This is a genomic window from Acidovorax sp. LjRoot38 (assembly GCF_964252975.1).
GTDB classification, from domain to species: domain Bacteria; phylum Pseudomonadota; class Gammaproteobacteria; order Burkholderiales; family Burkholderiaceae_C; genus Acidovorax; species Acidovorax facilis.
The window spans coordinates 16542-29409 of sequence record NZ_CAXUPT020000027.1; the positions used below are offsets into that span (position 1 = coordinate 16542).

Below are 12868 nucleotides of genomic sequence, written 5' to 3' on the forward strand. Positions count from 1 at the left end.
AGTTCTGCATGGGCTGCTGCAGGGGTTTTTTTTGCCTGGAAGATGATCAAAGGCGCATTTGGCTCATTGTTACAGGTGGAAACTGACATGGGGTCGGGCGATTCAATCCAGTATTCTCGACAACACACTTGCTCCGGACTGGGCTCCCACGCCCAGTTGCCGTGAATACAGTGAAGAAGGCGCAAGCCAATTTTGGCTTGGCGCCCACAAACCAGGGAGTCGACTTTGAAATGGATGAACTTGGCCTGCTTCACCGGGCACGCGGTAACGTTTGCGAGTCTCGTAGCTTTGCAGGCCTGTGGCGGTTCCGGCGGAGGAGACAACGTCAGCCAACCACCGGCAGTGGCTGGAAAAATCGCCCTGTTTGCGGGTGACGTGGGGGGTGTTGGAAACCTGGATGGAGCTCGCGGCAACGCAACCTTCTATGGCATCCAAAGTCTGACGGTGGACCCTGCAGGCAATCTCATGGTGGCCGAGGTTGGCAACCACGCGGTGCGCAAAATTTCTTCTGACGGCACCGTGAGTACCGCTGCCGGTGGCGATATGGTCGCGGCATTCGCTGACGGGCAAGGGGTAGCCGCCAAGTTTCTGAATCCGCAATTTATTGCGGCGGACACCAAGGGCAACTGGTACGTTTCTGACAACGGAGAATACATACGCAAGGTGACGCCTCAAGGCGCGGTTACCACGCTGGCAAACGTCTCGACCAATGGGAACTGCCAGAGTTCATCGATGGTTTTCTGCCATGTTGGCAAACCTTTGGCGGTGGACGTTGCGGGTACGGTGTATTTCACCGCCAATAACCAGCTGCGCAAGCTGGGGGCAAACGGCCAAATGGAGACTTTGGTCAATGCCATCAGTTCGCGGGGGCTACCCACTCCGGCGTTTTCGTTTGTCTACCTGGCCTCTGGCCTGGTGGTGGATGCACAGGGGACGATCTATATCGCTGACCGTAACCAGCCTGTGATTCGCAAAGTCTCGCCTGCGGGCGAGATGACGATACTGGCCGGCTCGGAAGAGTCAAGCCAGGCTGTGGACGGGCAGGGTAGCGCTGCGCGTTTTGTGGAACTTCAAGCCATCACGATGGATGCCGTGGGCAACTTGTACGTGTTGGAAGGCAACGGTGCTATCCGTAAAGTTACGCCTGCTGGTTTGGTCTCCACTGTTCGGCAGCCAACACAGACATGGAGTTCAGGCTGGTCCTACAGCTTTACCGGGTTTGCACGGGATGCAGCTGGAAACTTCTACCTGTCTGCGCTCGGAGCTGGCGGAAATGCACCTGTTTTTGGGAATACTGCCATCCTGAAAATTGATGCTCAAGGTGTTGAAAGTGTTTATGCGGGCCACAAGGGACTGGTGGGTGAGGGGGATGGAATTGGCAGCGCTGCACAGTTCTCTGATCCGCGCAGCCCATCCATCGATGGGAATGGCAATCTGGTCGTACTCGACCGGTTCGTTAATCCCAACAGCCACTTGTCGGGCCACATTGACGACTCCTACTCTCTGCGCCGCATAAGCCCAGAAGGCGGCACAACGAGTATCGTTCGCATGGAATATCAAAATGCGATGAGCGGAGCGGCCGTAGATCGACGAGGCAATACATATGTCGGCGGTGGGAAGCGCATTCGAGTGATTGCTCCCGACGGCACAGTCCAATCATTCTTTGAAGGCAGCGAGAGTCTTCCCGATGGATTGAAGGTGTTGGCGGTAGATAGCTCCGGGGCGGTGTATGTAGCCGCAGGCTCAACAGTACCGGCCGCAGGCCTGCCTATTTTTGTGCCGACAAGGCCGTATGGAGCAATTTACAAGATCAATTCGGACAAGACCGTGAGTCTGCTGGCTGGCAGGGCGGGCGTTCAGGGCCTGGTGGATGGCATGGGAGATTCCGCTCGGTTTTCTTCCATTGGCGGTGGCGCGCTGGACTCTGCAGGTAATCTGTATGTGGCGGATCCCGCCAATCATGTGGTCCGCAAAGTTACTCCAGCGGGCTTGGTCAGCACCATCGCCGGTCAACCCGGCGTTCTTGGCTACAACGATGGGGCGGCGGCGCAGGCTAAATTCTGGTTCCCCGTGGATGTCAAGATCGATGGTCAGGACAACTTGTATGTGGCTGATCGCAACAATGCTTTGGTGCGCAAGATCACTACCAGTGGTGTGGTGAGCACCGTGGTTGGCACGGTTGGAAAGTACGGTTTTGTACCTGGCGCCTTGCCGAGTGTGATTCCTCCCCCAGAAGGCATTGCGCTGAAAGACTCCGCGCTCTTTATTACGACGCGCAATGGGGTGTTGAGGGCTGATCTGTAACACAGAAGAGGCTGGCGCTCATTCTGCTTGCGGGATAGCTGCTGGCAGCCCGCTGTAGCGAATTCAAGCCGCCTCCTTGGGGGCTGCGTCAAAGTGCCCGGACAAAAGTCGTGGAAAATAGAGGGTTTTCTGCCGCTACCTCTGGGGCAGAACATCCGCCCGGCCTCCCAATCACTTTTGCTCCTCTGAGCTTGTCCATGTCAGAAGTCAACTCCTCCAAGATCTCTGTCGAGAAAATCGGCGGCACCTCCATGACCGCCTTTGGCGATGTGCTGCGCCACATCATGCTGCACGATCCCAAGCGCATTTATGGCCGGATCTATGTGGTGTCTGCCTACTCTGGCGTGACGAACCAGTTGCTGGAGCACAAGAAGACGGGCGAGCGCGGCATCTACGCCCTGTTTGCAGAGGGCAAGGGCTACCAGGACGCCTTGACCCAACTGGCCGCCAGCCTCAAAAAGCTGAACGCGGGCTATGCCGACCTGGGCCTGCCGCTGGATGTGGCCGATGCCTTCATCGACCAGCGCATTGGCCAGGCGCGTGAATATCTGAACGCCATGCAGCACGTGCTGGCCAGTGGCTATCTGAGCCGCAAGGATGTGCTGCTGGCCGCGCGCGAAGTGCTGGCCTCCATTGGCGAGTCGCACAGCGCGTTCAACTCGGTCGAGATCCTCAAGGTCAATGGCGTCAACGCCATCCTGATGGACCTGGCCGGTTTTGACGACAACGAAGCCTGGACCATTGATGAGCGCATTGCGCAAAGCTTCAAGGGCCTGGACCTGAGCGACAAGGTGGTGGTGGCCACTGGCTATACCAAGGGCACCGAAGGCATCATGCGCGAGTTTGACCGCGGTTATTCCGAGGTCACCTTCAGCAAGATCGCCGTGGAAGTGCGCCCAGCCGAGGCCGTGATCCACAAGGAATTCCACCTCTCGTCCGCCGACCCCAACCTTGTGGGCCTGGAAAACGCCATCGTGGTGGGCGCCACCAACTACGACGTGGCCGACCAGCTGGCCGACGTGGGCATGGAAGCCATCCACCCCAAGGCTGCCAAGCCCATGGAACTGGCGGGCATCCCCATCCGCCTGAAGAACACCTTTGAGCCCGACCACCCCGGCACGCTGATCACCAAGGACTTCGTGGGTGAGCGCGCGCGTGTGGAGATCGTCACGGGCACCGACAAGGTCACGCTGATTGAGATCCACGACCCCAGCATGGTGGGCACCGTGGGCTTTGATGCAGGCCTGATGAACGTGTTCTGCAAGCACGACGTGAGCTACATCCTCAAGGCGACCAACGCCAACTCCATCGCCCATCTGGTGTGGGACAACCAGGTCACGCCCGAGCTGGTGGCCGAGCTGCAGGAGGGCTACCAGGTCGTGACGATCAAGCCCAGCGCGATCGTGTGCACCATCGGCTCCAACATCGGCATCCCCGGCGTGCTGGCCAAGGCCGCACAGGCGCTGGCCGATGCGCGGGTCAACGTGAACTGCGTATCCCAGACCCTGCGTCAGGTGAACATGCAGTTCGTGATCGAGCGCGAGGATTACAAGACCGCGATCAAGGCGCTGAACCTGGCACTGTGCGTGAACTCAGGAACTCCGGTTCCACGCGTTTGAAGGAATAGCTGCAGGCTTGCCTGCAGCTAAGCCCTTCCATAAGGAGCCCGCCCTGTGCGGGCTTTTTATCGCCTGGATGTCTCCGTCAGCCGGCGCCGAGCAGCCTTTCGAACAGATCCGTTCCACCCATCTGCCCACCCTTGAGCATCAGCTCCAGCCCGTCGCGCGACGGGTTTGCACTGTGCGCGCGGCTCAGCGTGACCCCTGGGCAGACCGTCGTTTGGTACGACAAGCCCCACAGCTGAAGCGCCTGTACGGCGTGGCTGGAGGTGTCGCCGCCCGCAATGCCAATGCGCCCCAGGGGCGTGCCGTTGTCGGCCTGCGCCTGCACCACGCGGGCGACCAGGGCCGCGCTGGCGGGGGCGACGGCTGCTGAAGCATCACCGGACGGAGCAGGGGCGCCGTTCGTCGGCCCGGTGTAGGCCAGAACGTGGTGGCCTTGTTGCAGCCCCCCGCATATCGCGCGCTGGGTGGCCTGGGCGTACGCTGCGTCGGTGCCCAGGCGCTGCGCGTCCACAGGGATGCGTTGGTAAGACGCTGCGGCCTGGACCTGGGCCGCAGTGATGGGTGACAGGCTGCCCGCCCAGGCGAACACGGGGTCGGGTGACAGCGCCAAGGCGGGGGTGGGGTGGCTTGCGTGGGCTCCCCAGTGAGCGATCAGCGCTTGCGCCACGGAGCTGGGTCCCACGGCGAGCAGGCGCGCGTGTTGTGCCTGTTGCCAGAGCAAGCGCCCCACGCTGGCCAACTGATCTGCACTGGTCAGGTCCAGCAGCGTGGGCACCAAAGGCAAATCGGGCAGACCGGCCGGGCCGTTGTCCAGAAGTGCGCCCAGGGCGGCGGGCAAGGTTGCCGCGTTTTGCCCTGTATCCGCTTCAAACAACGGGTAATGCAACGCCGTGATGCCCTGCAATCCTTGTTGCGCCAGGTGCACCCGCAAGTCTGCCTCGGCCATGGGGGTCACTGGGTGCCGGTGCATCGTCGGGTGCCGGTCAATGCGGTAGACGGCTCCACCCGTCCCGGCCGCCGCAAACAGATTGCTGAACGCGCAGTATCGGCCCAGGCTGGGCTGGCCTCCGAGGATGGGCACCCAGCGGTTGTCCACGCTGGGATGCAGCGTCTGGATGGCACAGGCAATGTTGCCGACATGGGGTGCGCTGTCGAAGGTGGAACACACCTTGTAGTGCAGCACGGTGGGCGCAATCTGCCTGAAAAATTGGCCCACACCGGTCAGCTCGACGCGCATGGCGTCGGGCGCCATGGCACGCGCGGCGCCGGCAATGCCGATGGCATCCAGCGGCCCGGCGGCCACCAACGCTTGCGCGCTGGGCACGCCCATGAACAGCATGGACCGCAGGCCCGCCTGGGCCAGCACGGCGAGGGTGTCGGTGGCGCCGGTGAAGTCGTCGCCGTACCAGCCGAACCGGGGGGCTTCAGTGGTCATGGTTCAGGACTTCTTGCCGAAGAATTCGATGGCCCGGCGCAGCTCGGGGGCGCGTGCCGCGCGCTCGGCCAGGGTTTCGCCATGCTGCACGGCGTCCCACGCCTGCTGCAGGCTGGCCACGCCCGCAGCGGGGCCGTCCGGGTGGGCCAGGATGCCGCCGCCAGACATGAACAGCAGGTCGTTGGACTGGATGTTGTCCCACGTGGCAGGCACGGTGCCGGCCCACTGGCCGTTGGAGAAGGCGGGCAACACGCGGTCGTCCAGGCCTTCGCACAGCGGGGCCAGGGTGTCGTGGGCGGATTCGATCACTTCTTCATCGGTCTGCGAGAACTTGCCTTGCAGGCCATGCACGTGCATGTGGTCCACACCGGCCAGGCGCCACAGCGTCTGCCAGGCGTTGAACGAGAAGCCCAGCAGCGGGTGGCGCGACAGCGCGCCGTAGCCGTTGCGGTGGCCGTGCAGCGCCAGCGGGGTGTGGCGCCGCAGGGTTTGCACGGCCGAATAGCCGCACCAGTTCAGGCTCGCCATCACACAGCTGCCACCCTCGGCGGCAATCAGGTCGGCGTGGCGGCGCATGGCATCGGTCTCGTCGGTGATGTTGAAGGCCACCATCACCCGCTTGCCGGTTTTGTCCTGGTGGGCGCGCACGCGGCGCATCACGGCCTTGACGCGGTCGGCCAGCGGTGCGTGAACCGGGTTGGCACACACCTCGTCGTCCTTGATGAAATCCACACCCGCCGCACACAGACGGCCTGCCAGGTCGCCGGTTTCTTCGGCCGACAAACCCACGTTGGGTTTGATGATGGTGCCGATCAGCGGGCGCCCCTGCACGCCGGTTAACGCGCGGGTGCCGCTGATGCCGTGGCGGGGCATGTCGAACTGCGCGCGGTAGGCGCTGGGCAGTTTCATCGACTCCAGCCGCAGGCCGGTAACCTCGCCCAGGTCGTACAGGTTGCCCGACACCGTGGCGGCCAGCGTGGGCAGGTTGGGGCCGATGTTGTCGCACGGAAAGCTCACACGCAGACGGGCGCGCTGCCAGGTCTGCGGCGTGTCGAACATGCCGCGCCGCTGCATCCAGCCGTTGGGCAGCGAAGGGGCGGGCGCCACATCCAGCAGCTCGACCGATTCGACCGTGGCGCGGGCGCGTTCGCGCAGCGCGTCGGTCTCGCCCTCCACCCGGGTGAAGGTGCCACACGATTGTTCGCCCGCCAGCACTTCGGCCACGTGGGCCGGGTCCAGCGGGGTCTCGATCAGGTAGGTGGCTTCAAAGCGGTGTGGGGACATGGTGGGTGAACTACTGTTTTGATAGCTGCTAGCGCTTATGGAAAAAGCGCTAGAGGCCAATTTGGCTTGAAATTCTGGGCGTCTTCAGATCTTGGACAGGTCCGGAAACGGCCGCACCGGGTCGGTCGTGCCGTCCCAGGTTTCCGACTCCGAACGGATCAGGTCGAACATGCGCCCCTTGGGGCCCGCCACTTCCGACAGCTCGATTACGGTGCCGGGGTGGTACTCGGTGTCGAAGTACACAAACCGGCCTTTTTCGCCCACTTCGCCGCTCATCACCGTCTTGAAGCCCTGGGCCGTCAGGCGCGCCAGGTCGGCGTCGTAGTCGCTGGTCCAGTACGCCACGTGCTGCAGCCCGGTGCGCCCGGCCTGCAGAAAGTCGCGGTACATCGACGGCACATCGTTGCGCGTCTGGATCAGCTCGACCTGCACATAGCCCGAGTTGGCCAGCGCCACCGAGTTGTGCGGCTCGTATCGCTCGCCCTTGTAAACGTAGTTCTTGATCGGAACCTTGGGGTTGTAGAACCAGGGGCCTACGCCCAGGGTCTTGCTCCAGTAGTCCATGGCGGCTTCGATGTCGTGGACCACGTAGCCAAGTTGGCGGATGGCGCCGAAATGACGGCTCATAAAAATTTCCTTTGGTGGTGATGCGTCAGGGCATGGCGCAGCCGGGCGGGGCCCGTCAGGCGCCGCCCAGGTTGCAGGCTTGGCTTGCTTGTTGGCTTACTTCGCGCCGTCGATGATTTCTTTGGGGATCGGCACGCCTGCGTACTTCACATGGATGTCGTTGAGCTTGCCGTTGGACAGGTTGGTCTTGATCCAGCCGTTGACGGCGGCCATCAGCTCGGGTTGGCCTTTGCGCATGGCCACGCCCAGCTGGTACGACTGCAGGATGAACTTGGTCTCGAAGTCGCGCGCCGGGTTCTTCTTGGCGATGGCCGCGATGATCGGCGGCGTGATGGCAACGATGTCGGCCTGGCCGGTGGCGGCCGCCGTGATGGATGCGGATTCATCGTCAAACCGCACCACCTTGGCCTGCGGCGCGCGCTCGGTCACGATCTTGTCTTGCGGGCCACCGCGGGTCACGGCCACGGTCTTGCCCGCCAGGTCTTCGATGCTGGTCAGCTTCAAACTCTTGGGCGCGCCCACTGCCGCCTGGATGGCGCCGTAGGGGATGGAGAAGTCCACCGCCTTCTGGCGCTCGGGCGTGATCGACAGCGACGAGATGATCAGGTCCACCTTGTTGGACAGCAGGTTGGGAATGCGCGCGGAGTTGGTCGTGTTCACGATCTCGAGCGTCAGGCCCAGGTCCCTGGCCAGCAGCTCGGCCGCTTCCACGTCGGAGCCCACGGGCTTCATCTTGTCGTCCACGTAGCCGTAGAACGGCGCGCCAAAGTCAATGCCCACGCGCAGCTTGCCGGCGGACTTGATGTCGGCCAGCTCGGCCATGGCGGGCATGCACAGGGCGGCGGCGCCCACAGCCAGCAAGGTGCGGCGGAAGAAGAGGGAAGCGGTCATGGTGGTTGTCTCCTGGTGGTTTTTGGATACGGAATCGAAAGGGGCAGGGCTGAAGCTGAAACTCAAAGCCCGTGAGAAAGAAAGTCGCGCAGCTCGGCGGTCTGCGGGTTCTTGAGCATGTCGCCTGGGCCCGTCTCCCACACCTTGCCTTCGTGCATGTAGATGATGGTGTCGGCCACGCGGGCGGCAAACTCCATCTCGTGGGTGACCAGCACCATGGTCATGCCGCCCTGGGCCAGGGCTTCGATCACGCGCAGCACCTCGCCGGTGAGCTGCGGGTCAAGCGCAGAGGTCACCTCGTCGAACAGCATCACCTGCGGCTCCATCGCCAGCGACCGGGCAATGGCCACGCGCTGCTGCTGCCCGCCCGACAGTTGCTCGGGGTAAGCCTGCGCCTTGTCCGCCAGGCCCACCTGCTGCAGCGTGCGGGCGGCAATCTCGCGCGCTTTGGCAGCGGGCAGGTTCTTCACGGCCTTGGGCGCCAGCGTGATGTTCTGCTCCACCGTGAGGTGCGGAAACAGGTTGTAGCTCTGGAACACGATGCCCACGTCCTGGCGCAGCTGGCGCAGGTCTGTGGCAGGGTCATGCACCGCATGGCCGCAGACGTTGATGGTGCCGCTGTCGATGATCTCCAGCCGGTCAATGCAGCGCAGCGCCGTGCTCTTGCCCGAGCCGCTCTTGCCGATGATGGCCACCACCTGGCCCCGGGGAATGGCAAACGACACGCCCTTGAGTACCTGGTTGCTGCCAAAGCTTTTGTGCACGTCTTTTAGTTCAACGACGGGCTCCGCAGGCGAGGCCGCTGGCTGGGAGGGTTGCGTGGCAGCGTCTCGGGCGAGGTTCATGGTGTCTTCTCGTTTCATGCGGTGGTCACAGAGGGGGTGGCTGTGCCACGGTTGTTTCCAAACTGCTGGCGCTGCTCCAGCTTGCGGCTCCACACCGACAGCGGGTAGCACATCGCAAAGTAGACGATGGCGATCAGCAGGTACACGGTGAAGGGCTGGAAGATCGAGTTGTTGATGAGCTGCCCCGCACGCACCAGCTCGATAAACCCCACGATGGACGCCAGCGACGTGTTCTTGACGATCTGCACCATGAACCCCACCGTGGGCGGCGTGGCAATGCGCACTGCCTGCGGCAGCACCACCAGCCGCATGCGCTGCGTGCGCGACAGCGCCAGGCACTCGGCCGCCTCCCACTGCGTGCGCGGCACCGACTCGATACACCCGCGCCAGATCTCGCCCAGGTAGGCACTGACGTAAACAATCATCGCAATGCTGGCCGCCACGATGGCGGGCAGCTCCAGCCCAGCGATGGACAGGCCGAAGTAGCACAGGAACAGCACCACCAGCAGCGGCGTGCCCTGGATGATCTGAATCCACGCAATCGTCGCCCAGCGCACGGCTTTGATGGGGCTGACGCGGCACAGCGCAATCACGCCCCCGGCCAGGCCACCGCCCACAAACGCAATCAGCGACAGGCCGATGGTCCACAGCGCGCCAAACAGCAGGTACTGCAGGTGATACGAGTTCAATCCACCGTCAATCATTTGGCGTTCCCCAATTTGCGTTGGCGCGTGAACACGAGCTGCCCGAACACCCACAGCCCCAGCCGCATCAACAGCGACAGCGCCAGATACGCCACCGCCACCAGGATGTAAGCCTCAAACGGGCGGAAGGTCTCGGACTGCACCCGCGCCGCCACGGCCGTCAGTTCTTCCACCGAGATCTGCGAGGTGATGGACGACGCCAGCATCAGCAGCACAAACTGGCTGGTGAGCGCGGGATACACCTTCTCCATCGCCGGGCGCAGCACCACGTGCCAATACACCTGCCGGCGCGTGAGGCCCAGGCATTCGGCTGCCTCGATCTGGCCCCTGTGGATCGAATCCATGCCCGCCCGCATGATTTCGCAGGTGTAGGCCGCCACGTTGATCACCAGCGTCAGCAGCGCCGCAGCAAACGCCGACACCTTGAAACCCAGGCTGGCCAGGCCAAAGAACACCAGAAACACCTGCACCAGCAGGGGCGTGTTGCGCAGCACTTCTACATAGGCACCGCAGGCCCTGACCAGCCAGCGCTGGTCGCTGCGCCGGCCAATGGCCAGCAGCGTGCCGCCCACAAAACCAATCACGGTGGCCGGGAAGGACAGGAGGATGGTCATCCACGCCCCCTCCAGAAACTGGGGCCAGTTGGTCAGCACGCTGGCAAAGTCGAACTCGTACGTCATGGGTGGGGCAGCCGTGCGCGTCAATCAGCGAGTGCTGGCGCGGCGGCCAAAAGCTGGCGGCTTGCCCTGTGGGAGCGGGCGAGCGTGAGCGGAAATACCAGGCATGTCTTTGTCTCCTGCGTGATCGGTTTCGCGAAAGCGCGACCGTCACAACCTAGGGTTTGTACTGATTCGATTTGATGCCTTTCAGCATCGAACGCCCAGTGATACTATCCGCGGAATCCATCAAATACCAGCAAACTAAATGATGGTTTTTGATTGAATTGCACATGGCCCAAAACCCGCCCAACCCCAGCAGTCCTCGCAGCCCGCGCATCCCCGACATCGCCCGGCTGTCCGGCGTCTCCACGGCCACGGTCGATAGGGTGCTGAACCAGCGCTCGGGCGTGCGCAACGCCACCGCGCAGCGGGTGCTGCAGGCCGCAGCCACCCTGGGCTACCTGCCGCAGGCCGAGTTGCACGCAGCGCTGCAACCGCAGCCCCTGCGCCTGATGGTGCTGATCCCCGAGGGCAGCAACCGCTTTCTGCAAATGCTGGGCGACGTGATCGGCTACGCGCAAGACCACTGGGCGCCGTTCAACGTGCGCTGCCAGGCGGCGTATATCGAAAGCTTTAACCCCGACGCACTGGCCAAAGCGCTGCTGCACTATGGCAAGCGCTGCGACGGCATCGCCTTCATGGCGCTGGAGCACCCCGTGGTGCGCGAGGCCGTGGCCCAGCTGGCAGAGCAGGGCGTGCCCACCATCACGCTGATCTCGGATTTATCCAACTCGCGCCGCGTGGCCTACGTGGGCCTGGACAACCGCGCCGCAGGCCGCACCGCCGCCTACCTGATCGCCCGCTTCATGGGCCCCTTGGCCCATAGCCGCAAGGCGCATGTGGCAATGATTGTTGGATCACTGCGCTACCGCGCGCATGAGGAGCGCGAGGCGGGCTTTCTGCACCTGTTTGAAGAGCAGTTCCCCCTGGTGCAGGTGGTGGGCGTGCGCGAAGGCCAGGACGACGCCGAACGCAACTACCGCCAGGCCCGCGCCCTGTTGGAGCAGCACGATGATTTGGCAGGCATCTACAACATCGGCGGCGGGGCCGAAGGCATCGGCCGGGCGCTGAAAGAGGCGGGCGCAGACCGCAAGATCGTGTTCATCGGCCACGGGCTCACGCCAGATACGCGGGCGCTGCTGATCGACGGGACGATGGACGCGGTGATCACGCAGAACCCGCAGGGCGCGGTGATGAACTGTGTGCGGATTTTTGCCAACCTGCGGGATGGGCGGGAGCCGACGAGTGGGGTGGAGACTACGCGGAGCCAGGTGATATTTCGGGAGAATTTGCCGTAGGGGCAATGCTGCACCGCGTTGGCGGCAGGCTAACAGGCGCGCGAAGGCTTGCTCTGTATTGGGAAACCTATGCTGAGCTGGCTCATTGACCGCACAGGCTGGTTGCAGTCATACGCTGACTGCAAACGAATGAGTACTATCGGCCAAGAGCCGCCCTTCAACACAGCCCGCAGCCCAAGCGGCCGAGATCGAATTTGTTGATTCGCGATGTCACATTCAGGCGCGGATATGCAAAGGCGCGAATGACTTCACCAAGTCGTCCAGAGCTTTCAACTGTGCGAGGAAAGGCTCTAACTGGTCCAGCGGCAGAGCGCTGGGACCATCGCATTTGGCCTGTTGCGGGTCGGGATGTGCTTCAAGAAAGAGTCCTGCCAACCCTGTTGCTAGACCGGCGCGGGCCAGTTCAACCACTTGGTCACGGCGACCGCCAGAGACGGCAGCGTTCGCCTCGCGTTGCTGTAGGGCATGGGTAACGTCGAAGATGACAGGTAAGTTTCCGGTGACCTTCTTCATTACTCCGAAGCCAAGCATGTCCACTACCAGGTTGTCATAGCCGAAGCAGGTTCCTCGGTCGCACAGAATGACGGGAGAATTACCGGCTTCTCTGATTTTTTCGACGATGTTGAGCACTTGTGGTGGGCTCAGGAACTGAGGCTTCTTGACGTTAATGACCTTGCCCGTCCTGGCAAGAGCCACGACCAAATCAGTCTGGCGAGCGAGAAACGCAGGCAGCTGTAAAACATCCACGACTTCAGCGACGGGATTCGCCTGCCATGGTTCGTGCACGTCGGTGATGACGGGAACACCAAACTCTGCCTTGACCGCCTCGAAAATTCTCAGACCCTCTTCCAAGCCGGGGCCTCTGAACGAGTGGATAGAGGAGCGATTCGCCTTGTCAAAGCTCGCCTTGAAGACATAGGGGATGCCAAGCTTTCGGGTGACTCGGACGTATTCCTCCGCAGCGCGCAGCGCCATGTCCTTGGACTCGAGTACGTTCACGCCGCCAAACAGCACAAAGCCATCGTTGTTGCTGACGTTGATTGCAGGGGTGATGGCAACGGTGGTCAAGAAAAGCTCCCAGGTAGTTTTGCTCGCATTCTCGCTCCGGTCAGCTGACCTAACGCAAGAGGCCGCTT

11 protein-coding genes are annotated in these 12868 nt (G+C 62.6%); 3 read left to right on the forward strand and 8 right to left on the reverse strand.

Going from position 1 to position 12868, the window contains the following annotated elements; translation table 11 throughout:
- Window positions 1-225 precede the first annotated feature (225 nt).
- Together ACSQ22_RS25700 and ACSQ22_RS25705 are read left to right on the forward strand one after the other, a co-directional pair.
- Window positions 226-2304 (forward strand): hypothetical protein, encoded by a 2079-nt coding sequence (locus ACSQ22_RS25700; RefSeq protein ID WP_436131914.1) that lies wholly within the window; start codon window positions 226-228, stop codon window positions 2302-2304.
- A gap of 197 nt (window positions 2305-2501) precedes the next feature.
- Window positions 2502-3923: an aspartate kinase gene (locus ACSQ22_RS25705; RefSeq protein WP_436131915.1), complete on the forward strand. Its 1422-nt coding sequence runs from the start codon at window positions 2502-2504 to the stop codon at window positions 3921-3923.
- Between the two features lie 85 nt (window positions 3924-4008).
- Here the strand turns inward: ACSQ22_RS25705 and ACSQ22_RS25710 are convergent, their stop codons facing one another.
- From ACSQ22_RS25710 to ACSQ22_RS25740, 7 genes are all read right to left on the reverse strand, one after another.
- Complete coding sequence (locus ACSQ22_RS25710; protein WP_436131916.1) at window positions 4009-5364, reverse strand: four-carbon acid sugar kinase family protein; 1356 nt, start codon at window positions 5362-5364, stop codon at window positions 4009-4011.
- A gap of 3 nt (window positions 5365-5367) precedes the next feature.
- Window positions 5368-6648 carry a ribulose-bisphosphate carboxylase large subunit family protein gene (locus ACSQ22_RS25715; RefSeq protein ID WP_436131917.1) on the reverse strand — a complete coding sequence of 427 codons (1281 nt, stop codon included), beginning with the start codon at window positions 6646-6648 and terminating at the stop codon, window positions 5368-5370.
- Between the two features lie 84 nt (window positions 6649-6732).
- The gene (locus tag ACSQ22_RS25720) at window positions 6733-7275 is read right to left on the reverse strand and encodes a VOC family protein (RefSeq protein WP_436131918.1); all 543 of its coding nucleotides are present in this window, start codon (window positions 7273-7275) and stop codon (window positions 6733-6735) included.
- Window positions 7276-7371: 96 nt separating this feature from the next.
- Entirely contained in the window at window positions 7372-8166 is a 795-nt protein-coding gene (locus tag ACSQ22_RS25725) for a transporter substrate-binding domain-containing protein (protein WP_436131919.1), read from the reverse strand.
- A gap of 62 nt (window positions 8167-8228) precedes the next feature.
- Complete coding sequence (locus tag ACSQ22_RS25730) at window positions 8229-9011, reverse strand: amino acid ABC transporter ATP-binding protein (protein WP_436131920.1); 783 nt, start codon at window positions 9009-9011, stop codon at window positions 8229-8231.
- A gap of 14 nt (window positions 9012-9025) precedes the next feature.
- Complete coding sequence (locus tag ACSQ22_RS25735; protein ID WP_121420118.1) at window positions 9026-9715, reverse strand: amino acid ABC transporter permease; 690 nt, start codon at window positions 9713-9715, stop codon at window positions 9026-9028.
- Entirely contained in the window at window positions 9712-10395 is a 684-nt protein-coding gene (locus ACSQ22_RS25740; protein WP_436131921.1) for an amino acid ABC transporter permease, read from the reverse strand. The genes ACSQ22_RS25735 and ACSQ22_RS25740 overlap by 4 nt, the downstream gene beginning before the upstream one ends.
- Before the next feature lie 269 nt (window positions 10396-10664).
- Between ACSQ22_RS25740 and ACSQ22_RS25745 the strand changes: the two genes are divergently transcribed.
- Window positions 10665-11732 (forward strand): LacI family DNA-binding transcriptional regulator, encoded by a 1068-nt coding sequence (locus tag ACSQ22_RS25745; RefSeq protein WP_436131922.1) that lies wholly within the window; start codon window positions 10665-10667, stop codon window positions 11730-11732.
- Window positions 11733-11948: 216 nt separating this feature from the next.
- On the opposite strand, the gene kdsA is transcribed toward ACSQ22_RS25745, so the two are convergent.
- Entirely contained in the window at window positions 11949-12800 is an 852-nt protein-coding gene (kdsA, locus tag ACSQ22_RS25750) for a 3-deoxy-8-phosphooctulonate synthase (protein ID WP_436131923.1), read from the reverse strand.
- Window positions 12801-12868: the final 68 nt, after the last annotated feature.